General features: G+C 65.6%; 26 protein-coding genes and 1 pseudogene. 21 read left to right on the top strand and 6 right to left on the bottom strand.

All coding sequences use genetic code 11. The features are described 5' to 3' along the window. The 15 genes from BX604_RS39390 to BX604_RS37635 form a co-directional block, all read left to right on the top strand. A partial coding sequence (locus BX604_RS39390) for a hypothetical protein (RefSeq protein WP_218926901.1) occupies positions 1-332 on the top strand: 332 nt, incomplete at its 5' end. Continuing rightward, positions 325-465 (top strand): DUF2460 domain-containing protein, encoded by a 141-nt coding sequence (locus tag BX604_RS39385; protein ID WP_218926900.1) that lies wholly within the window; start codon positions 325-327, stop codon positions 463-465. The genes BX604_RS39390 and BX604_RS39385, both read left to right, overlap by 8 nt. Before the next feature lie 16 nt (positions 466-481). Further along, the gene (locus BX604_RS37695; protein WP_098557114.1) at positions 482-1,573 is read left to right on the top strand and encodes a DUF2163 domain-containing protein; all 1,092 of its coding nucleotides are present in this window, start codon (positions 482-484) and stop codon (positions 1,571-1,573) included. Positions 1,574-1,581: 8 nt separating this feature from the next. Then, the gene (locus BX604_RS37690; RefSeq protein WP_098549013.1) at positions 1,582-2,004 is read left to right on the top strand and encodes an NlpC/P60 family protein; all 423 of its coding nucleotides are present in this window, start codon (positions 1,582-1,584) and stop codon (positions 2,002-2,004) included. Further along, a complete protein-coding gene (locus BX604_RS37685; protein WP_098557111.1) occupies positions 2,004-5,186 on the top strand; it encodes a phage tail protein in 3,183 nt (1,060 codons plus the stop codon). Before BX604_RS37690 ends, BX604_RS37685 begins: the two co-directional genes overlap by 1 nt. A gap of 3 nt (positions 5,187-5,189) precedes the next feature. Further along, positions 5,190-6,596 carry a hypothetical protein gene (locus BX604_RS37680; protein WP_098557109.1) on the top strand — a complete coding sequence of 469 codons (1,407 nt, stop codon included), beginning with the start codon at positions 5,190-5,192 and terminating at the stop codon, positions 6,594-6,596. A 1-nt stretch (position 6,597) separates the two neighbouring features. Next, a complete protein-coding gene (locus BX604_RS37675; protein ID WP_098557106.1) occupies positions 6,598-7,977 on the top strand; it encodes a hypothetical protein in 1,380 nt (459 codons plus the stop codon). 73 nt (positions 7,978-8,050) lie between these two features. Continuing rightward, positions 8,051-8,239: a hypothetical protein gene (locus BX604_RS37670; protein WP_098557104.1), complete on the top strand. Its 189-nt coding sequence runs from the start codon at positions 8,051-8,053 to the stop codon at positions 8,237-8,239. Continuing rightward, positions 8,236-8,613, top strand: a complete 378-nt coding sequence (locus tag BX604_RS37665) for a hypothetical protein (RefSeq protein ID WP_098557101.1) — start codon at positions 8,236-8,238, stop codon at positions 8,611-8,613. Before BX604_RS37670 ends, BX604_RS37665 begins: the two co-directional genes overlap by 4 nt. Next, positions 8,604-9,254: a glycoside hydrolase family 19 protein gene (locus tag BX604_RS37660; protein ID WP_098557099.1), complete on the top strand. Its 651-nt coding sequence runs from the start codon at positions 8,604-8,606 to the stop codon at positions 9,252-9,254. Before BX604_RS37665 ends, BX604_RS37660 begins: the two co-directional genes overlap by 10 nt. A gap of 69 nt (positions 9,255-9,323) precedes the next feature. Then, positions 9,324-9,689 carry an HNH endonuclease gene (locus tag BX604_RS37655; RefSeq protein ID WP_098557097.1) on the top strand — a complete coding sequence of 122 codons (366 nt, stop codon included), beginning with the start codon at positions 9,324-9,326 and terminating at the stop codon, positions 9,687-9,689. Next, on the top strand, positions 9,686-10,039 hold the full coding sequence (locus BX604_RS37650; RefSeq protein WP_098557095.1) for a hypothetical protein: 354 nt from the start codon (positions 9,686-9,688) through the stop codon (positions 10,037-10,039). The genes BX604_RS37655 and BX604_RS37650 overlap by 4 nt, the downstream gene beginning before the upstream one ends. Continuing rightward, positions 10,036-10,350 (top strand): hypothetical protein, encoded by a 315-nt coding sequence (locus tag BX604_RS37645; RefSeq protein ID WP_098557093.1) that lies wholly within the window; start codon positions 10,036-10,038, stop codon positions 10,348-10,350. Before BX604_RS37650 ends, BX604_RS37645 begins: the two co-directional genes overlap by 4 nt. An 11-nt stretch (positions 10,351-10,361) precedes the next feature. Beyond that, positions 10,362-10,811, top strand: coding sequence for a hypothetical protein (locus BX604_RS37640; RefSeq protein ID WP_098557091.1), 450 nt, complete (start codon positions 10,362-10,364; stop codon positions 10,809-10,811). Continuing rightward, entirely contained in the window at positions 10,808-11,623 is an 816-nt protein-coding gene (locus BX604_RS37635; protein ID WP_098557088.1) for a patatin-like phospholipase family protein, read from the top strand. Before BX604_RS37640 ends, BX604_RS37635 begins: the two co-directional genes overlap by 4 nt. A 4-nt stretch (positions 11,624-11,627) precedes the next feature. Here the strand turns inward: BX604_RS37635 and BX604_RS37630 are convergent, their stop codons facing one another. Next, the gene (locus BX604_RS37630) at positions 11,628-12,083 is read right to left on the bottom strand and encodes a hypothetical protein (protein ID WP_098557085.1); all 456 of its coding nucleotides are present in this window, start codon (positions 12,081-12,083) and stop codon (positions 11,628-11,630) included. 80 nt (positions 12,084-12,163) lie between these two features. Between BX604_RS37630 and BX604_RS37625 the strand changes: the two genes are divergently transcribed. From BX604_RS37625 to BX604_RS37615, 3 genes are all read left to right on the top strand, one after another. Then, positions 12,164-12,883 carry an SOS response-associated peptidase family protein gene (locus BX604_RS37625; protein ID WP_098557083.1) on the top strand — a complete coding sequence of 240 codons (720 nt, stop codon included), beginning with the start codon at positions 12,164-12,166 and terminating at the stop codon, positions 12,881-12,883. Between the two features lie 347 nt (positions 12,884-13,230). Then, entirely contained in the window at positions 13,231-14,442 is a 1,212-nt protein-coding gene (gene bamC / locus BX604_RS37620) for an outer membrane protein assembly factor BamC (RefSeq protein ID WP_098557080.1), read from the top strand. Positions 14,443-14,976: 534 nt separating this feature from the next. Continuing rightward, complete coding sequence (locus BX604_RS37615; RefSeq protein WP_098557077.1) at positions 14,977-15,267, top strand: putative quinol monooxygenase; 291 nt, start codon at positions 14,977-14,979, stop codon at positions 15,265-15,267. 43 nt (positions 15,268-15,310) lie between these two features. Here the strand turns inward: BX604_RS37615 and BX604_RS37610 are convergent, their stop codons facing one another. The 3 genes from BX604_RS37610 to BX604_RS37600 form a co-directional block, all read right to left on the bottom strand. Next, on the bottom strand, positions 15,311-15,568 hold the full coding sequence (locus tag BX604_RS37610; protein WP_011884572.1) for a hypothetical protein: 258 nt from the start codon (positions 15,566-15,568) through the stop codon (positions 15,311-15,313). Positions 15,569-15,704: 136 nt separating this feature from the next. After that, positions 15,705-15,986, bottom strand: a complete 282-nt coding sequence (locus tag BX604_RS37605) for a hypothetical protein (protein ID WP_098557074.1) — start codon at positions 15,984-15,986, stop codon at positions 15,705-15,707. A 220-nt stretch (positions 15,987-16,206) separates the two neighbouring features. After that, positions 16,207-16,923 carry a YdcF family protein gene (locus BX604_RS37600; RefSeq protein ID WP_098557071.1) on the bottom strand — a complete coding sequence of 239 codons (717 nt, stop codon included), beginning with the start codon at positions 16,921-16,923 and terminating at the stop codon, positions 16,207-16,209. Between the two features lie 157 nt (positions 16,924-17,080). Between BX604_RS37600 and BX604_RS37595 the strand changes: the two genes are divergently transcribed. Next, entirely contained in the window at positions 17,081-17,398 is a 318-nt protein-coding gene (locus BX604_RS37595) for a hypothetical protein (protein ID WP_096506834.1), read from the top strand. A 189-nt stretch (positions 17,399-17,587) separates the two neighbouring features. On the opposite strand, the gene BX604_RS37590 is transcribed toward BX604_RS37595, so the two are convergent. Continuing rightward, entirely contained in the window at positions 17,588-17,839 is a 252-nt protein-coding gene (locus BX604_RS37590; RefSeq protein WP_096506833.1) for a hypothetical protein, read from the bottom strand. A gap of 200 nt (positions 17,840-18,039) precedes the next feature. Continuing rightward, a pseudogene (locus BX604_RS37585) lies at positions 18,040-18,435 on the bottom strand (transposase); the annotation flags it as partial. Positions 18,436-18,865: 430 nt separating this feature from the next. On the opposite strand from BX604_RS37585, the gene BX604_RS37580 reads away from it, so the two are divergent. Both BX604_RS37580 and BX604_RS37575 read left to right on the top strand, forming a co-directional pair. Next, positions 18,866-19,768 (top strand): LysR family transcriptional regulator, encoded by a 903-nt coding sequence (locus BX604_RS37580; protein WP_098557069.1) that lies wholly within the window; start codon positions 18,866-18,868, stop codon positions 19,766-19,768. Between the two features lie 64 nt (positions 19,769-19,832). Further along, complete coding sequence (locus tag BX604_RS37575; RefSeq protein ID WP_098557068.1) at positions 19,833-21,035, top strand: pyridoxal phosphate-dependent aminotransferase; 1,203 nt, start codon at positions 19,833-19,835, stop codon at positions 21,033-21,035. Positions 21,036-21,216 lie beyond the last annotated feature (181 nt).

Genomic DNA, 21,216 nt, shown 5'->3' with positions numbered 1-21,216 from the left:
ACGGCGCGACGCTCGTCGCCGGCTCGTCGCCCGGTAACTACAGCCTCGACACGACGACCGGCCTTGTGACGTTCGTCGCCGACAACAGCGCGGCCGTCACCGGCTGGACGCCGGGCGCGACGACGCAATTCACCGTCGCGTCCGTGCCGTCGGGCTGGACTGTCGGGAAGATGCTGTATTTCACGGGCGTCACCGGCACGGGGTGCGTCGGCAGTGAATGGCGTTGCGGTCGCCATAACCGCGGTAGCCGGGACGACGATCACGCTCGGCGTCAGCACGACGGGGCTCACGCTGAGCGGGGGCACCGCCGCGCTGTACCCGCAGGTGACTGATTCGCTGACGTGGACCGGCACGTTCGATACGCCGGCCCGCTTCGCGACCGACAGCTTCCAGCCGCAGCCCGACATCGGCACCGGCGCGCTTTATGGGTTCCAGACGCTGACGCTAGTGGAGATTCGCACGTGAGGAACATCACACGGCGATGCTCGGCTACCTCCAGGCGCATGTGCGAACTCTGTCGACCTGCTGGGCGATCGTACGCACGGACGGGAACGCGTTCTACTTCACCGACCACGACGCGCCGATCCTGTACAACGGCAACATCTACCAGCCGGCGGCGGGCTTTTCGTCGTCGGCGATCGAGTCGAACAGCGATCTGTCCGTGACGAACCTCGAGGCGGACGCGCTGTTCGACGGGACGGTCTTGCGCAGCGACATTCAGGCCGGCGCGTGGGATCTCGCGACGATCACGATCTTCCTCGTGAACCCCAGCGACCTGACCGCAGGCCAGGCGACGCTGACGTCCGGGCAGCTCGGCCAGTTCCAGCTGTTCAACGCGAAGTTCAAGGTCGAGCTGCGCTCGCTCGCGCAGATCATGCAGCAGGGCTTCGGCGACTTCTTCTCGCCGACGTGCCGCGCGACGTTCGGCCAGACCGGGAACTTCCAGTGCAATCTCCCGGGCGGTCTCGGACCGCTCACGTTCACCGGCACGGTTGCCGGTGTGTCGTCGCAAGCATCGTGGACCGACCCGTCGCTCACGCAGACCGGGCCGACGTCGACATACACGGACACCGTCGGGCAGCGCGTGCCGTCGACACCGCCGTACCAGATCCAGATCGTGCCTCCGGACGGCGGTTCGTTTGCAGGTGCCGGCACCGTGCAGGTGCTGGACTCGGGCGGCAACGTGTTGACGCAGGTAACTGGCTCGCCTGCGTCGGGCCAGTACAGCTGTTCGTCGACCGGCCTGCTGACGTTCAACGCCGGAAACGCGAACTGGGAAGTCTTCATCAACTACAGCTACGGCATCGGCTACTTCGCATACGGGGCCGTGAAGTGGCTCACGGGCGCGAACGCGGGCTATTCGATGGAGGTGAAGCAGTTCTCACCGGGTCTCGTCGTTCTCGCGCTGCCGATGATCCATCCGATCGCGGTCGGCGACACGTACCAGATCGTCGCCGGCTGCGACAAGCAGTTCGGCACGTGCAAAAACCGGTGGAACAACGTCTTGAACTTCCGCGGCGAGCCGTACATGCCGGGCAACGACACCGTTCTCAAGATCCACGTCGACTCGTGAGGAACGCTATGAATGACCGCATCGTCACGCGGAAGCAGTTCGTGGCCGAGGCCCGGACGTGGATGGACACGCCGTTCAAGATGCAGGGGCGGTTGAAGGGCGTCGGCGTCGACTGCGCGGGCCTGATCATCGAAACCGCGCGCGTGCTCGGCCTGACCGAGTTCGACTACACCGCGTACCGCCGGCCGAAGGGCGACATGATGCGCGAGTTCGCTGACGACTTGATGGATCCGATCCGGGCGGACGAGGCCGACGCGGCGGACGTCATGCTGTTTCGGTGGGGTAACCACAGCACGCATATCGCGCTGCTTACGGGACCGCGGTCGGTGATCCATGCGCATGCGCCGAATCGCAAGGTGGTCGAGCACGACCTGTCCGACGACATGCTCCGCTTCCTCGAGCGCGCGTATCACATCCGGGGGATCGTCTAATGCAGCTCGCATTGGGCGTCATCGGCGGCGCGGTCGGCGGATTCTTCGGCGGCGCGCCGGGTGCGCAGGCCGGGTTCCTGCTCGGCTCGATGATCGGCGCCCTGTTGTTCCAGCCGAAACCGCCGGAACTGCCCGACCTGAAGATCCAGAGCGGTGGCTACGGCAAGTTCATCCCGCGCCTCTACGGCCGGTACCGCGTCGCAGGGACCGTGATCTGGGCCGGCCCGGCGACGCAGGTCACCGAGGACAAGAAGAAGGCGCCGATGCAGGCGGCCATCATTCCGCTCGCCATCGCGCTGTGCCGGGGGCCGATCACGGGCGTGACGCGCATCTGGGCGAACAGCAAGCTCGTATACGACGTCACGAACCCGGCGAACTTCCAGAGCATTTCCGGCTCGGCGCAGATGATCTCCGGCTTCACCGTCTACAACGGCGACGAGAACCAGATGCCCGACGCGACGATGCAGTCGTATCTCGGTACGGGCAACGTGCCGGCGCACCGCGGCATGGCCTACGTGGTCTTCTCGGCGCTGGACCTACTGAACTACGGCAACGTCATTCCGCAGTTCGAGTTCGAGGTGACGACAGCCGCGGTGATGAACGGTGTGGGGGGCATCGCGTCGAGCTTCTCTTACTCGTTCACCGACGGGCAGTCCACCGCCGGTGCGTGGCAGATGCCGAACATCACGGCCAGCGGCGGAATCGCGATGGGCGTGGCACAGAATCCGTTCGGTGCTTCGCGCGCGATCGAGGCGCAGATGTCGGCCTACGGGTCTACGCAGCTGCCCTCCATCAGCTCGTCATTCGGCTACAACCCGCTCGGCGACTTCAAGGGCACGTCCGACGTGCCGGGCTTCATCGACATCAACAACAACCGCTGGGTGATGGTCGACGCGACGTACTCGACGTTCGCCAGCGGGTTCTTCTCGGGGTCTTTCAACAGCTACTGGCGCAACGGCGCCGACTTCTACGCGTCCGGCACAAGCTCGCTGGGCGCGTCGCGCCCGGTGGTGCGGTCGTCGATGCCGGCGGCGTTCAAGACGGTGCAGCCTGCGGGGATCGTGCTGGCCACGAGCGTGTCGATCGCGAACGGGTTCACCATCGTCGGCGGTACGGCGAGCTACGTCTACGCCGCGGGCGGCGACGGCAACCTCTACCGGCTCGACCGCAACACGCTCGCCACCGTGACCACGTGGCCGCTCGCGGTCAGCGTCGTCACCGGGGCAGTCCTCGACGACGACCACATCTTCCTCTATGCCGGCGGGTCCGGCCAGTTGCTGTACATGTTCCGGCCGTCCCAGAACACGACCACGCAGCTCGGGAGCATCGGCGACACGAACCCGTACTCCATGACGGCGATCAGCCAGAACTTGGTGATGTGGAGCAGCACGGGCACCGCGCAACAGTGGGGCAACCCGTACACGCTGCGATACTTCGCCGTCGGTGGCCTCGGCAACGGCGTGCCCCTGAGCGCGATCGTCTCGGACGTTTGCCAGGGCGCGGGGCTGCTGCCGACGCAGTTCGACGTGTCGCAGCTCACCGACACGGTGCTGGGGTATGCGGTCACGAACTACGCGTCCGGGCGCGCGGCGCTCGACTATCTGATGGCGATGTACTTCTTCGACGCGGTGGACAGCGAGGGGAAGATCAAGTTCGTGAAGCGAGGTGGTGCAGCTGCCGTGACGGTCCCGTGGTCGGATCTCGGCGTGGTCAGTGGTGGGAATTCGGACCCGATCCAGGAGCAGATCGACGATACGCACACGTTGCCGCGGTCGTTCACGCTGACCTACAAGGGCGCGTCCACCGACTACCTCGAAGCGACACAGCGCGCGTTCCGGTCGACGACGCAATCGAACCTCGACAGTGCCGCGCAGGTCGCGATCGTGCTGGCCGACGGCGAAGCCGCGACGCGGGTTCAGTCGATGCTCTGGACCGCATGGATGAACCGGCGGCAGTTCAGCTTCTCGACGACGATGTCGTACCTGGTGTACGAGCCGACGGACGTGGTGACGCTGACCGATCAAGACGGCACGCAGTACCAGTGTCGGCTCGAGAAATGCCAGTACGACGGGAAGGGCATGCTCGCGTGGACGGCCGCGTACGAAGGGCAGACCTACCCGAACCTGTCGCAGTTCATCGCCGGCGGCGGCGCGTCGGCCGGGTTCACGAAGCAGACGCTGCCGTATAGCGGTCCGTCGATCCTCGTGCCGCTCAACGTGCCGCCGCTGCGCAACCAGGACACCGCACCCGGCATCTATCTCGCAGCGTGCGGGCTGGCGTCGTCGTGGCCCGGCATCGCGGTCGAAGTGAGCCGCGACGGCTCGACGTACTCGTCGCTGACGACGATGCGCTCGGCCGCGACGATGGGCATCGTCTATGGAACGCTCGGCGCGTGGGCCAGCGTCGGCATTCCCGACGAGAGCAACACCATCGTGGTCAACATGAACAACGGGACGCTGGGCTCGATCTCCATGACGGCTGCGCTCGCCGGCGGCTCGAACGTCGCCTACGTCGGCGGCGAGATCCTGATCTTCCGCAACGCCGTGCTGACCGCGGCCAATCAGTACACGCTGAGCGGGCTGCTGCGCGGTCTGTACGGCACCGAAGCCTTCGTGAACGCTCACGCGGCCGACGAGCGGTTCGTGCTGCTCGACCCGACAAAGCTGTACCTCGAGGGGCTGCAGGTAACCGACCTCGGCAACACGCTCTATTACGAGTACCAGCTGGCCGACATGTTCTACGCGCAGCCGACGCCGATCGCTCAGCAGCAGGTGACCAACGGCTGCTGCAAACCGTTCTCGCCGCCGCTGCTGCGCGCACTGTACGGGTCGGCGTCCAGTCTCAACGACGTGACGGTGAACTGGATCCGCCGGGCGCGCGTAAATAACCAGTGGGTCGACGGCGCAGACGTGCCGCTCGATGAGAGTGCTGAGACGTATCAGGTGTACGTGTACGCAGGGACAACGCTCAAGCGCACGACCGTCGTCAGCGGCCCGTTCACTGCGACGAACGCTCAGCCGTCCGCCGCGCAGGGTAACCCGACATGGGTCTATACCGACGCGAACATCCAGGCAGACGGCTTCGGCGTGAAGGGCTCGGGCCAGACGATCACCATCAAGGTGGCGCAGAACAGCGACCAAGGTCTGCTTGGCGACCTGTCCACCACCACCATCGTGAGGTAAGCAGTGGCCAACTCGACTTCCAACCTCGATCTCATTGCGACGGCGCAGGCATTCAAGGAGATGCTTGCGAACATGCTTTTCGACGCCGCGAGTCCGTCGATGATCTGGGGGCGCCGCGCGAGCACCACGAACGGCCTGACGTGGGGCTACTTCGGCGGGACGTTCGTGAACAACGCTGGCACGGCCAACACCATCGCCAACGGTACGGTGACGCTCACTGCGAGCACCACGAACTACCTCATGGCCAACCCGTCCACGGGCGCCGTGACGTCGAATACGACCGGCTTTACGGCCGGGCTCGTGCCTCTGTATTCCATCGTCACTGGCACGACCGGCGTCACGAGCTACCTCGATTACCGCAGCTACCAGCCGTCCATCACCGGCGGCCAGCTGCAGAGCGTGGCCAACGAGGGTACTGGCGTCGGCATCTACGACACGGGTTCGACTGGCGGCGCGGTGAAGCTGAAGAGCCTCGTGGCAGGTACGGGCATTTCGGTCGTCGACAACGGCAACGGCACGATCACCATCGGCGCATCCGGCACATCGGGCACCGTGACGGGCGGCGCGAACGAGGGCGCGGGCGTGAGCCTCTTCGACGCCGCCAACTCCACGGCCTCCACGCTGAAGTACAAGACAGTCGTGGCCAGCACGGGGGTCACCGTTACTGACAACGGCACCTCTGGCATCGCGCTCGGGGCTTCTGCTGCGGCCTCCGCGGGGCCGGCAGTGCAGCAGGCCGGGAGCACCGTCGTGTCGTCGGCCACGACGGTCAACTTCGCGAATGGGTTCGTGGTCACGCAGCCGAGCACCGGCGTCGCGCAGGTGACGGTCAACTCTCCCTACGGTACGCCTGACACCCCGCCGCAGACGTCGAGCTTCCCGAACACCGTGAACTTCGCCAGCGCCACGCTGACCCAGCAGTCGTGGGGCGCGCAGCTCTCGGAGACGTCGCAGGGCAGCGAGTACGTCGCGGCCGCGTACATGTCGGCCTACCCATCCACGCCGTTCCAGTGCGTCGTGCGCCTGAAGGTGATGCCGCTGCTGACGAACTTCAACGGCGCTGGCATCGCGATCCGTGACAGCGGCACGGGCAAGGTCATGTGCTTTGGCCTGCATAGCCAGGGCACGGGTGCCGGGTACGTCGGCGTTAAGAACTACAACAGCCCTACCTCGTACAGTGGGTGGCAGTACAACGCCCTGACCGTCATCATCCCGCCGAACTGGATTCGCGTCCGCGACAACGGGACCACCATGTACTGGGACATTAGCCCGGACGGCGTCCTCTGGACCAACCTGGCGTCGTTCTCCCGCACCGCGTTCCTCGCCAACCCGAACCAGATCGGGCTGTTCGTCAACGCGAACGGCATCGCGACCGCGGCCTGCTTCTTCTCCTTCTACGCGGGGGTGTGACATGGCCGGCAGCAGTTCCATCCTCGACCTCGTCACGACGACGAGTGCCACGAAGGAGGCGGTGCTCAACGCGCTGTTCGATGCGGCCAGCCCGGCGATGCTGTGGGGACGCCAGGCGTCGGCGTGCTCCGGCCTCACGTGGGGCTACTTCGGCGGCAGCTACTGGCCCATCGGCGCGAGTTCGCCGACGGCGATCGCCAACGGCACGGTGACGCTGACGGCCAACGCGACGAACTACATCTTCGCCGACCCTGGGACGGGCGCCGTCGGCATCAACACGACGGGTTTCCCGACCGGCAAAGTTCCGCTGTACTCGGTTGTGGTGCCGAGCGGCGCGACGACGTTCTCGAGCTACCTGGACTATCGGAGCTACCAGCCTTCAGCCGTGGGCGGGGCCGTGCAGAGCATCGCCAACGAGGGCGCGACCGGCGTCGGCGTGTACGACGCAACGAACTCGACGCTGTCGCAGGCGCTGCTCAAGTCACTCCTCAGCAGCGGCGTCATCGGGATCACCTCCGGCACCACGTCGATCACCATCAGCGGCGCGGGCGGCACGGTCCAGACCGGCTCGAACGAGGGCGCCGGGGCACCGGTCCTCGACACGACCAGCACGAGCCCGACGCTGACCACGAAGAACCTGTCCGGCACCGGCACCATGGCCGTGACCGACGGCGGCACGGAGGCTATCCTCTCGCTGACCGGCGCGCCGCTGGCGTCGCAGCAGGCCGGGTCGACCGTGGTGGCGGCCACGACGCTGCTGCGCCCGTCAGGTCGTCTATCCGCGGCGTCCGGCGGCGCCGGCGTCGCCAATTTCTCGGTGGCCGCGATGGGGCCCGGGGATACGGTGCCCGCGCTCACCGGCCTCACTACGCTGAATCCCGCCTCCGCCACCGTGACGTCCGCCCAGCAGGCGTGGGGCGTGCAGTTCACCAACGCCACGGCCGCCACGCTGGCCGGCCTCGGCGTGGCCGTGCCGGGCGCGCCGTACCGCGCGGAGTTCCGGTTCAACACGCAACCGACGGCCATCAGCACGCAGGGCGGCGGCCCCGTGCTGTACGACAGCGGCTCTGGAAAGTGGAAGTTCTTCGAGTACTACAACAACAGCGGCCCGCGCCTCGTGATCCAGAACTGGTCCGCCGCCGGCACCGTGGCGGCAACGCTGGGCACCTTCGGCGCGCCGAGCGACTTCTTCTACATCCGCATCCGTGACAACGGCACGAACTGGTACTACGAGGTTTCGCCCGACGGCAACATCTGGGAGCCGCTTTACTCGGAAGCACGCAACACCTACCTCACGCCGACGCACGTCGGGCACGGGTCTTTGACGTCCACTGGGTACACGGCCGCGACCACGATCTTCTCGATGTACGTTGGAACATGACGTAGACCAGCAGCGTTCGCTATGAAAAAACTCACAGGCGCCTTCGGGCGCCTTTTTCATTACGGGGTATCGGATGAACAGCCACTGGCAAGAAACGCTGAAGGCGATCTTCGCGTGGATTTTTCTCTCGATCGGTCACGCAATTTCCAGCGTCACGATGGCGAATATCGCGCTCGCGGCGACCACGGTCTACAGCGTGTTGAGTGCATACGTGCTCGTGCGCGACAAGCTGCTGAAGCGGCGCAAGGGGACCCCGTCATGAACCATGAAATTCGATGGCTCGGCCACCCGGAGCACCACGACTATCCGGCCGCGCAGTCTTACCTGTCGCTGCTCTTCTCCCGCAGCGTCGCGCGCGCTCTCGCGTGCCGACTGCGCGGCGCGCCGATGCGCTCGTTCAAGGCGAAGGACATCTTTCGTGCATCCGGCCTCGCGCTGCTCGGCGTCAGCAACAGCCACGTCGAGAAGAACCGCGCGAAGATCCGCGACGGCAAACCGCTGTCGCCGATCCTGCTCGTGCGCATCGGCGCGCGCGTCATCGTCGCCGACGGCTACCACCGGCTATGCGCGGTGTACGGCTATGACGAGGACGCCGACATCCCGTGCAAGATCGTCGGGGGGCCGCAATGCAACTGACCGCCAACCTCATCGCGTGCGGCTGCGGCGCGACGCCTGCGCGCGCTGCCGCGATGCTCGGGCCGGTGCAGGCCGCATGCGATCGCTTCTCGATTAGCGCGTCGAAGCTGCGCGTCGCGGCGTTTCTCGCGCAGATCGGTCACGAGTCGACCGGGCTGTCGCAGTTCTCCGAATCGTTCAACTACAGCGTCGCCGGGCTGCGCGCGACGTTCCGCCGGATGACGCCGGCGCTCGCCGCGACGCTCGGCCGGCAGCCGGGCGCGCCGGCACTGCAGGCCGCCACGCAGCAGAAGATCGCGAGCATCGTCTACGCCGGCCAGATGGGCAACGGCGATGCGGCGAGCGGCGACGGTTGGAAGTATCGGGGTTCCGGGATGCTCCAGCTCACGTTCCACGACAACTTCGAGGCGTTCGGCACCGCGTGCGGGATCGACGCGCTGGGAAATCCAGACCTGGTGCGCACCGACCCGGCAACCGCCGCGCTCGCAGCCGCCTGGTTCTGGTTCGCGAACGGCTGCAACACGCTCGCCGACGCGCAGTCGTTCGATTCGATCACGCGCCGGATCAACAAGGCGATGGAAGGGAAGGAGCACCGCGACGCGCTGTACAAGGCGGCGCGCGCTGCGCTCGGCATCGCGTGAAACGTCAGTTTGCGATTTTTCGCAATTTCGCAATCAGCCGCCTCCGGGCGGCTTTTTTCGTTTACGGCCATGACGATCATCAAGCACCTCATCGATGCGGCGAAGGGCAAGCACCCGCTCGGAGCGAAGCGCTCCGGCCAGTGGCCGGCCGTGCGCCGCCAGCACCTCGAACTGCATCCGGCCTGCGCGATGTGCGGCGGCAGGGAAAAGCTCGAGGTGCATCACATACGGCCGTTCCATCTCCATCCGGAGCTCGAACTCGACCCGGCCAACCTCATCACGCTGTGCGAAGCCGACCGCGGCGGCGCGAACTGCCACCTGCTGTTCGGGCACCTCGGCAACTTCCGCAGCTTCAACGTCGACGTCGTCGCGGACGCCGCGCGCTGGAACGACAAGATCACCCACCGGCCGCTGGCCGAAACGGAGGCGTCATGAAACTGAATCTCGAAGGCGTGGCGAAGGCCGTCTACGTCGGCTTCCTGCTGATCCTGTGGGCCGTGCTGATCAAGCTAGACATCCGCGACGACACGCTGATCGACGTGATCAAGGCACTGATTGGCGTCGTGGTCGGCTGGCACGGCATCAATGAGTGGGGCGGCTATCGGCGCGCGGCGCAGCCGCTGGTCGGCGTCGCGACGCTGGGTGGCTATCAGCCGGTCGACGGTCCGCTTGGCGATCCGCCGGCGCCGCGCGCTACGCCGGACACGTTGCCGCCCGTGCGGCAAGCGCCGCCGCCGATGCCGGCCGTTGTGCCGGCCGCGCGCGCCGACGGAGCGCAGCAGTGATTCGCGCGGCCGCGCTCGCGCTGCTGCTGACCGGATGCGCCGGCACCGCGACGTACTCAGTGCGGCCGTTCTACGAGCCGGGCACCGGCCGCGTCATCTGCTGCGAGGCGATCGCCTTCAACGGCAAGGATATCGCCGCGCTTGCGCTCGACGTCAGCACGTCGCCGGACGGAACGGTGACGGTCCATTTTCAAGAGTCCGGCGTCGGCGCAACTGCGCCGGCCGCCGCGCAGGGTGCCGTCGTTTCGAATGTCGCGACGGCCGTCAGTAACGCGGCAGCCGCCGCGGCGAAGTTCTCTCTCAAACCGTAAGGGGCAATTCCATGAAGAAGGCATTGATGCTGCTCGCGGCAGGCGTTGTCGCGTCCGTTTCCATCCTCTCCGGCTGCCAGTCAGCGCCCACGCTCACGTTCCAGCAGCAGGTCGCGATCGCGTGCGGCGCGGCGAACGGTGAGGTCGCCATCCTGACGTTAGACGGTGTGTTCACCGGTGGCGCGGCCGATACGCTGAGCAAGACCGTGCAGCCGGCGATCAAGAAGGTATGCGCGGCCGGCGCGACCGTGACCGCGCCGGACCTGCAGACGATTGTCGATACGGCGATGCCGGCGATCAAGGCGCTCGTCGACGCGTCGTCGCTCGAGAACAAGGGCACGGCCGACGCGGCGATTGATTCGGCGGTCCTCGCGTTCAACATGGCGATCTCGATGCACCAGGCTGCTGCGGCGCCCCCGGCGGCCGCGTCGACGCCGCTCGCCGGGAGCGCGCTGCAATGAGCAAGCCGATCCGCGTCGCTCTGAGCGGCAGCGGCTTTCGCCTCGGCGCGCACCTCGGCGCGCTGCAGGCGATCGTCGACGCCGGGTACACGATCGTCGAGCTCGCCGGCACGTCCGGCGGTTCGATCATCGCGGCCCTGTTCGCGAGCGGGATGCCGCTCGACGTCATGCGACAGATCCTGATGGAGCTCGACTGGTCCCGCATGATGGGGTTCTCGCTGTGGGCGCTCATTCGGCACCAGGCGCTGTGCTCGGGCGACGCGCTGCTGCAGTACCTGCTCGGAGTGACTGGCAGCAAGACGTTCGCGCAGCTCGACGTCGACCTGAAGGTGATCGCGGCGAACCTGCTGACCGAGCGCGAGTTTCAGTTCTCGAAGGAGACGACGCCCGATGTGCCGGTCGCTCTGGCCGCGCGCGCGAGTGCATCGATCCCGATCGTGTTCGCGCCGGTCGCGGTGGCCGGCGGCCTGATGGTCGACGGCGGCACGTGCGACAACATGCCGGTGAGCGACCTGACGGTCGACAGCGTGCCGCGCGTCGGGATCTATCTCGTGTCCGACGACGATCCGCTGCCGCCCGGCGCGTACGGCCTGCCTACGCTCGCGCCGCGCATCATCGACCTGATGCTGGCGGCCTGCGAAGCGACGCACGTCGCGCTCGACACGGTCAACGGCGCGACGATCGTGCGCGTGCCGACCGGATATGCCAGCTCGTTCGACCGTCACATGGCGGTCGCGACGCGTCAGCGCCTGTACGACGACGGGTACAAGGTGACTGCCGCCGCGATCGAGCCGTTGCTCGTGGCGGCGTAGTCGGTCACATCATGCCGGCGCGCCGCAGTTCCTCGCGCAGCATATGGTAAAGGCGCTGGAAATGGCCGAACGGGCCGCCCAGGTCGCCTTTATCGCTCCCGGCATCGGATGCGGTTTTCCACCAGTCCATGACCTTCTGGAGCGACTTCCGGAGCATGACGATTTCGAGGATCAGGCGTCGGACCTCCGGATCACGATTGGTTCTCCACAGCTCGCGCAATTCGCTTTCGGATGGCGCGACGAAGTCTGGCATTTCCGGCTTGCGCTTGCCATACGGCACCGCAAGCCGGACGACATTGCGGTCAACCTTCGTTTCCTCAATCGCGCGCGCGTCTGACTCATCGAGGAATTGCTCCGTAAGCCCGAAGAACTCGCCGGCCGTAACTGGGATGTACGTGCGCCGTCGCTCGCCCGACTCAAGATGCGTGTACTCCCAGATATAGGCCCAGCGCGGTTTCATGATGCGATATGGTGCTGTATGGTTGTACAGTGTATCGCGAGGTAAGATGGCCCCGTCAAGAATGAAAATAGGGGACCGCGATGTGTACGAACTACGTCGCGCCCGGCGAGGATCCGGGCTTGAACGAGCTGAAGATCGACAATTTCCGCGACCTATACCGATGGACGCCATGGAAGCCGGAGATCTACCAGGACTATGACGCGCCGATCGTCGCGAGCATCGACGGGCAGTTCAAGCCGCTGATCGCCGGCTTCGGCTTCTGGCCGCGCGCGCTGCAGAAGGCGAACGTCGAGAAGGCGAAGGAGCAGGGCAGAAAGCCGCCGATCATCCGCAGCACGATGAACGTGCGCGACGACAACCTCGGGAAGTCGCCGCTGTACGGCCCGACGTGGCGCGCTGGCCGGCGTTGCCTGATTCCGGCGCGATCCGTGGTTGAGCCGTCATATCCGGAAGCGCGGCAAGAAGCGAATGGCGACTGGGTGCTCGGTCCGTGCGTGTGGCAGCGGATCGGCGTGGCCGACCGGCCGACGATGTGCGTAGCGGGGATCTGGCGCACGCTGACGAATCAGGACGGCACCGACCATCACGTGATGTCGATGATCACGGTGAACGCCGACGGCCATCCGTTCATGTCGCGCATGCACAAGCCGTTCGACGAGAAGCGCTCCGTCGTGATCTTGCGGCCCGACGACTGGGAGGAGTGGCTGACGACGCCGAACGTCGAGGCGGCGCGCGCGATGCTGCAGCTCTATCCGGCCGACGAAATGGTGGCTGAGCCGGTGCCTTCGAAGGCAGCCTAGACTTGCGTGTGTGCCACGAACCGCGCGGGTCTGCCTCTAATTAGCACGTCGCCGCATCTATGAAGAGCCTGTCGCGTCGTGCCCAATTTCTGAGCATTCCGTTAGAGAGTAAAGGCCGCAACGCCATGCTGGACGGCCGATTCGGCCGATTTCCGTTGGTGCATGGGGTGCAGGTGGTCGGAGGTTCAAATCCTCTCGCCCCGACCAGACAAGAACCCGCGTCAGTTCAGGCTGACGCGGGTTTTTTCTTGCCCGTCGCTTTTTTGCACATCCCGGCGCGGCCCCGGTAAAATGCAAGGTTGATCCACGGAAAGCGCCGTGATTTAGCGGAAGAGGATTCCCCGAACATGACTGATCTTCGTCTTACCATGCGGTTCGCTGCAGTGCTCGCCATCGGCGCGCTCGTTGCCGGTTGCGGTACGTCGTCGCCCACGAAAGTGGACTACAAGAGCGATTCGAAATCGAAGGAAGCGTCGCTCGCAGTGCCGCCCAACATGCTCGACGAGACGGCCGATCAGCGCTCGCTGCCGCCACAGGGCGGCGCGACTTCCCTGTCTGCGCTCCAGCAGGTTCAGCAGGCGGCGCCCGCGACGGACACCGTCGTGCCCGCTGTTTCGGGCATGCATATCCAGCGTGACGGCACCGAGAGCTGGCTCGTGATCGACGGCAAGAAGCCCGCCGACATCTGGCCGCAGGTTCGCCGTTTCTGGCAGGAGCAGGGTTTCCTGCTGGTCGTCGACCAGCGCGACAAGGGCGTGATGGAAACCGACTGGAACGAAACCCATCCGCAAATCAACGACGGCCTGATCCGTGGCGTGATTTCGAAAGCGATGGGCAACTCGTACGTGACGGCCGAGCGCAACAAGTACCGCACGCGTCTCGATTCGGCGCCCGACGGCGGCACTTACGTGTTCATCAGCCAGAAGGGCATGCGCGAGGCGCTCACCGGTGCGAACAACGATTCGAGCAAGTGGGAAGCGAAGCCGAACGATCCGGCGCTCGAGACGGAATACCTGAAGCGGTTGATGGCGGTGCTCGCACAGAACGAGCAGCGTGCGAAGAACGGCGAGCCGCCGATCGCCAACATCAAAGACAACGCAGTGTCGAAGGACAAGAAGGCCGACACCGACGCATCGAAGGCCGCCGCCGCGGCGATCGCCGCGCAGAACGTCGCGCGTGCGTCCGCGCAAGGCAACGACGTCGACTCGTCCGGCGCGGTGCCATCCGAAGTCACGCTGGGCGAGCCGTACGACCGGTCGTGGCTGCACGTGGGCCTCGCACTCGACCGCGCGAACTTCACGGTTGACGATCGCGATCGCACGAAGGGCCTGTATTTCGTGCGCTACGTCGATCCGAAGGATCTGAGCGCGGCCGAGCAGGGTTTCTGGAGCCAGCTGTTCCACGGCAAGAAGGAAAAGCAGGCGAAGCAATATCGCGTGAACGTGAAGGCGCTGACGCCGGATCAGACGCGTGTTGCGGTCATCGACGATTCGGGCGCGATCGATACGTCGTCGCCGGCCCGGCAGATCATGGCACTGCTCGTGAATCAGCTGCGCTGATCGCGGTCCGTTCCCGATCCTGAAAAGCCCGCCATCCGGCGGGCTTTTTTCATGTCCGCGCGTATCGCGGTATGGGCGTGTGTGCGCGAGGTTCGGTCCCTCCGCGTGACGTTACGTAACATCCGCGCGTTACGGCGGCAGAGCGGGTGTTACATCGTCATGACTCTTGAAAATATCCTTATGGATCAATGGTGTGACGACAAATCCAAAGCTGGCACGAAACCTGCTTCATAAGTCGAGATTGTTGGAGCAGGGAGGGCGGTGTCAGATATCGGGCGCGCGTCGCGAGCGCGCGACCAACGGTACCGGCACCTCCAAACGCAGGCGCAGCGAGCGCCGGCACAACCGATGACGATCCGTGCCGATGCGCGGGTCCCGATGGCCCCGTCGCCTATCCTCGTAGGGCGACGGTTTCGCCCGCGCTTCGTCTGAAGCGCGGGCAATTTTTTTTGCGGGGCCGTCATCGAAGATGTGCCAATCCGGCCGATGCGGGATTCACGTATTCTCGGACTTTTCTGAATGAAGGAGCCGGGAATGGCGGAAATCGCAGTCGTCGCGCTGGTCGTGGCAAAGCCGGGCGCGGAAGAGAAGTTGCGTGGCGTGCTCGAGGGAATCGTCGGGCCGACCCGCAAGGAAGCGGGTGCATTGCAGTACGACTTGCACCGGGACCTGAAGGAACCGGCGCGGTTCGTATTCGTCGAGCGCTGGGAGAGCGAGGAGGCGTTGGCCGCGCATGCGCGTTCCGCGCATATTCTGGCTTATCGGGAGGCGGCCGCGGACTGGATCGATCGTTCCGAGGTCCGCGTGCTGTCGAAGCTCGTGTGAGCAGGGCAGTGCGGCCGGACGCATTGCCGGCCGCCGCGGCGTGTCAGTGCGACGCGCTGGGTACGTCCAGGATCAGGATGATCGTCCAGTCGGCGTCGCCGTCGTGGTGATACTGACGTTCAGCCACGATGAACGGCTGCTGCTTGCCTTGCGGGCCGAGGAAAAGCACGTCGCCTTCCATCGGCAGGCACTCGATCGGCGGCAGCGCGAGGAATGCGTCGGCCGAGCCGCGGGGCATCAGTTGCTTGATCTGGCGAGTGGCGGCTTCGGTCCACTCGATGTCGAGTTGAATGTTGCTCATGCTGTCCTCCGCACCGGGGTGCGCACGGGTGGAAAATTTCGGTGTGCGACTTTAGCACAGCGCGCAGGCGCCGCAACCAAAAAAGCCGAATCCGGTTGCCCGGATTCGGCTTTTCGCTTGTGCGGTGCCGCCGAACTTACTGGCTTGCGGCGTCTGCCGGCGCGGCCTTGCCAGCCTTCTTTGCTGCCTTGTGGTGATGAGCAGCCTTCTTGCCGTGATGATGGTGGTGCTCTTCTTCACGCGCTGCCGGCTGTGCGGCCTCGGCTGCTTGCTGCTGTTGCAGGGCTTGGGCGCGCTGCTCGATCTCGGCGATCTTGGCCGGATCGGTGATGGTCTGGATTTGCGTGCTCTCTTGCGCATACGCTGCGCCAGTCAGCGCCGACATCGCTACCAGGATAGCCAGGGACGTCTTCTTCATTGCTTTACCTCCGCTAAGTGGTGATGAACCCGAGTGTTGCCGTTTTGTCTGGCGACTGCAATCGAGTGCGTGTCGAGTGTAACAAAAGTGACGGATCAATGTGCACCGGATCGCCACGCTGCGCAAGACCCCGTTGAAGTCGCGCAACACTTCGCGCATTCCGTCACGCGGATGCCATCGCGGGCAGGGCGGCTGTTGCACGCCCGATGCGTGTCACCGGTCAAAACCATCCGAGCATCCGGTACACGTGAAACTGCGCGATGCCGATCAATTCATGCAGCGCCTGCTCGGCGTCGACCAGGTTGTGCCGGCGAGGCAGCCAGCCCGTCTGCGCACGCCGGCGATTCGAGAACACGGGTTGCGGATCGAGGCCGAAACGGCGGAAATCGAGCAGCGCGCGACGCATCTGGTATGACGACGTAACGAGAATGAGCGAGTCGTCATGTTGTGAGCGTAGTATAGACACAGTGAATTGCGCATTTTCATAGGTCGTGCGGCTCTTAGGCTCGAGAACGAGATCGTGGGAATCGACGCCTTGCGCGATGAGTTGGCGCCCGTAGACGGCTGCTTCCGTGTCGCCGTGATGTTGCGGATCGCCGCCGGACATCACGACGGTGCAGCGGGTGGCTTGTTGTCTGCACGTGCGGTAGAGCGCCGCGGTCTTGCGGATGCGTGAGTCGCCGTCGGGCGGTGGCCGCAGTCCGGAAGCGGTGCGTCGCGTGCCGGCGCCGATCAGGATCAGCGTCGTATTGCCGTGCATGTCGGGGTGCTCGACGGGGGTGACGCCGGCTTCGCTCCAGGCGATGAGCGGGGCGGCGAGCCAGCCTGTGGCGAGCAACCAGAACAGGGCCGCAGCGACGATTGCAATGAGTCGACGCCGCTTGCGGCAGAGCATGAAACTGATGAAGAGAAGTACAAATGAATCGAACAGAATCAATTTGATTGGGGTATGGTGTCTTTTTATGGACGGCTGACGATCCGGCCCTGACGCGACGCCGAACGTCGGCTTCCAGAATCGGTGGCGGTATCGGCGGGCGGGGACCCTGCCCGGCGCACCGCTTCGCATTGTCGCTGCACTTTAAGAAAGAATCGAGATGGCCACGTATTCCAACGAAGCGGTGCTCGACGCATTGAGACGAGTGCAGTACCGCCAGGTACCGTGGGCGCGCCGCCCGGGCGTGTTCGAGTATCTTCGGTCGCTTGGGCTGATGGACACGGTCAGGCAGAAGACCGTTGCGCCCGCACCGGGTTTTCATGCACCGGTCGACATCGCGGTGCTCACCGACAATGGTCGAGCAGAATGTGCGCGCCTCGAGCGCGACGAGAAATTACTGTCCTGGACCGATCGCCGTACGGACGACTACGTGCTGAGCGACGCAAGCGCCGTGGCGATCCTCGAAAGCCGCCTGTAGCGGCGTCTTCCTGTCCTCGTGTGCGCCGTCGTCGGCGCCAAAAAAAAGCCCGTATCACGAGGATACGGGCGTACCGGATACTTTTGCTGTTGCCACGCTGTGCTCATGGCAACGATGTGACTCATCGTATGCCGGGCAGTTCCCGGATCCGGGAATTTTCTTTGACGAAATCCTGCAGAAGTCCTTGCGTTACGGATGACGCGGCATGTCGGACGGCTGCGAACCGATACGCGCGCGCGCGTTGCTCGCGATGTCGCCGCGCAGGTCGCCGCGCGGCACTGTCTGTCGGTTCGGCGGCGCAACGGGTTGCTGCTGGCGGAGGGTGTTTCTGTGATCCTGCTGGCGGTGAGGCGGTTTCGCGCGATCGTCTGCGTGAGCGGGGGCGGTCAGCGCCAGCGAAATGACAATGCCGCATGCGACGAGCAGTGACATTGATTTCATGGCGGGGCTCCCTTCAAGCCATCGAAGTGGCCTGTTGATATGTCGCTAAGGTAAGCGTGGGAGTGCAGGGTTGCTGTAAATATTGGTAAATAGATGTATCGCGGCACGACAACGGTAATCGACGGCAACACGGCGCCATGCAAACGCGCGGCGCCGAAAAGAAACCGGGCGGCCGAGGCCGCCCGATCGAGCATGCGTTACGCCATCTTCACAGGGGCGCGCCAGGATTCCGGGTTGGTCCAGAAGGCGCCGCGCAACCGGTCGCGGCTCGGCGGTGCGGGCGGCTTTGCCGCGCTCGCGCCGATGCGTCCGCGCAGCGAAATCTGGCGGCCGCTCGTGCCGAGTCGCTTGACGATTTCGGCGAGCGTGCCGTCTGCCTGCCATTCATCGAAGCGGCGGCGGCAGGTCGGCGGGGACGGATAGCGGCCCGGCAGCTTCGACCAGCCTTCACCCGTCGACAGCACCCACAGCACTGCATTTACTACCGAGCGGGCTTCCACGCGGGGACGGCCGCGGCGTTCGCTCCGTTCGGGTTCCGAGCAAAACAGACCCTCGACCAGCGCCCACTCGTTATCTCTCAAATCGTCGAACAGCATCATGTCCTCACCTCAGCGAAGCTAACTCCGGTGCGCTGCCCTGCGCCGCGCACTCTTCAAGCACTCGAGCGTCGAGTGCCGGGTGGGGGCGTCCGGTTGGCCGGCGGCGTCGTCACTACCTTCCGTCCGACATAACCTGCGCCCTGTGCGCCAGGTAATGCACGAAGCGTGCCACGTCGGGGGCGATTCCCTCGAGAGCCGCTTGGCAGCGAGCTAACGGCTAAGTCAGCTAGGGGCGTATAAGACGCCAAAATAACCGCGCAGCAAATCGGGACAATCACCAATCTTGTGCAATTTGCCCGCGCCACGTGCGTTTGCGCGGATATTGCACCGCAGCGAAACATGTGCAACCGGTGCCGGAATTGCGCATCGACGCGGGTTTCGCGCATTAAAATCGCGCATCGGTATCCACGATTGATGAGGTGAGGTGATGAACGTTACGCTGCGCCAGCTTCGCGTATTCATCGAGGTTGCGCGGTTGAAGAGCTTCAGTCGCGCGGGCGACGAGATCGGCCTGACGCAGTCCGCGGTCAGCCGCTGCGTGCGCGAACTGGAGGCTGAACTCGGGCTGAAGCTGATCGACCGGACGACGCGCGACGTGCAACTGACCGACGTCGGCGCGAACCTGATCGCCAGCGTGTCGCGTCTGATCGACGATCTCGACGACACGCTGCGCGAGATTCGTGAAATCGGCGAGCAACGGCGCGGGCGCGTGATCGTCGCGGCGAGCCCGACGATCGCGTGCCGGCTGATGCCGCGTGTCGTGGCGTCGTGCGAGCGCCAGTTCCCGTTCGTCACGCTCGGCTTGCGCGACGACGTGCAGAGCGATGTGCTGCGCAAGGTGAAGTCGAGCGAGGTCGACTTCGGCGTCGTCATCGGGCCGCTCACCGTCGCCGATCTGGTGTGCGAACCGTTGATGACGGACTCGTTCTGCCTCGTCGCACGTGCCGATCATCCGCTCGCCGCGCGTGCCGAGGTGCCGTGGACCGCGCTCGACGGCGAGCGTCTCGTGCTCCTCGACCATGCGTCCGGAAGCCGGCCGCTGATCGACGCCGCGCTGGCCGCCCACCGCGTGAACGCGACGGTCATGCAGGAGCTCGGGCATTCGGCGACGGTGTTCGGCCTCGTCGAGGCCGGCGTCGGCGTGAGCGTGCAGCCGTGGCTGTCGCTGCCGCTGCCGGCCGGATCGACGCTGGTCGCGCGGCCGTTGACGCCGCGCACCGAGCGGACCGTCGAGCTGGTGCGGCGCCGCGATCGGTCGCTGTCGCCGGCTGCGCAGGCGATCTGGGAGCTCGCGCGCCAGATGCCGGCACGGGCGGAAGACCTCGACTGACGGCACCGGTCCGACGCGCGGGCCGGTACACTACGCGGATCGTGTTCCTCGGCGGTGGTTCTCGATGGCGCATTCCGCGGATTTCGGCCCGGCGACGGGCGAGCCGGCCGCACGCAGCGCAGTACAGGGGCTGCGTGCGTCGCTGATCAGGGACGTCGCGAACGCAGGTTTCGGCGTGCCCGACGTGCTGCCGTTCTGGTTCGGCGAATCGGACCGCGTGACGCCGGCGTTCATTCGTGACGCGGCCGCCGCGGCGCTGCGCGACGGCGCGACCTTCTACACGCACAATCTCGGCACTGCGTCGCTGCGCGACGCGATCGCAGCCTACGTGAGCGCACGTCACGGCGCGACGTCGGCCGATACGATCGCCGTGACCAGTTCGGGCGTCAACGCCTTGATGCTGGCCGCGCAGATGCTGGTCGGTCCTGGCGACCGCGTCGTCGCCGTCACGCCGCTCTGGCCGAATCTCGTCGAAATCCCGAAGATCCTCGGCGCACATGTCGAATGCGTGCCGCTCGGCCACGGCGATGCGGGCTGGCGGCTCGACGTCGATCGTCTGCTCGCGGCGCTGACGCCCGACACGCGGATGCTGCTCGTCAATTCGCCGAACAATCCGACCGGCTGGACCCTGTCGCGCGACGATCAGCAGGCCGTGCTCGCGCATTGCCGGCGGCATGGCATCTGGCTGGTTGCCGATGAAGTGTACGAACGGCTTGCGTTCGGGCCGGGCGGTGCGCCGTCGTTCCTCGATATCGCAGCGCGTGACGACCGGGTGGTCGTCGTGAATTCGTTTTCGAAGGCGTGGGCGATGACGGGCTGGCGGCTCGGGTGGCTCGTCGCGCCGGCGTCGGTCATGGGCGATCTGTCGAAGCTGGTCGAGTACAACACGTCGTGCGCACCGGTTTTCGTGCAGGCCGCGGGCGAGGTCGCGCTGCGTGACGGCGAGCCGTTCGTGCAGTCGTTCGTCACGGCGTTGCGCGACGCGCGCGATCATCTGGTCGCCGCGCTGCGGACGTTGCCGGGTGTCGACGTGCCGCCTCCGCCGGGCGCGATGTATCTGTTCCTGCGTGTGCCGGGCGCCGACGACAGCCTCGCGTTCTGCAAGGCGCTGGTGCGCGAAGCCGGACTCGGACTGGCGCCGGGGCGCGCATTCGGCCCCGAGGGGGAAGGCTTCGTGCGCTGGTGCTACGCGTGCGATCCCGCGCGGCTCGATGCCGGCGTCGAGCGCCTGCGCAACTTCCTGGCGCGCGGCGCGGCCCTGCGCTGAAGCGGGGACGGAGCGGGCGCGGCGTGCGGGCGGCGGCGCGTTCGGCGTGTCTTTACGCACCGGGCAATTTTGCGTAATATGGCGTTCAGTCACGCGGTTCCGCCGTTGAGCCGTGCTGTTTCCGTCCGGTTTGGGCCTGGCCTGAAGTTGTTTCGCCGCCCCCGGTTCGTGCTCCCATCAA

It is taken from the genome of Burkholderia sp. JKS000303 (genome assembly GCF_002563755.1).
GTDB lineage: Bacteria > Pseudomonadota > Gammaproteobacteria > Burkholderiales > Burkholderiaceae > Burkholderia > Burkholderia anthina_B.
This window is presented reverse-complemented; position numbering and strand designations above follow the sequence as displayed.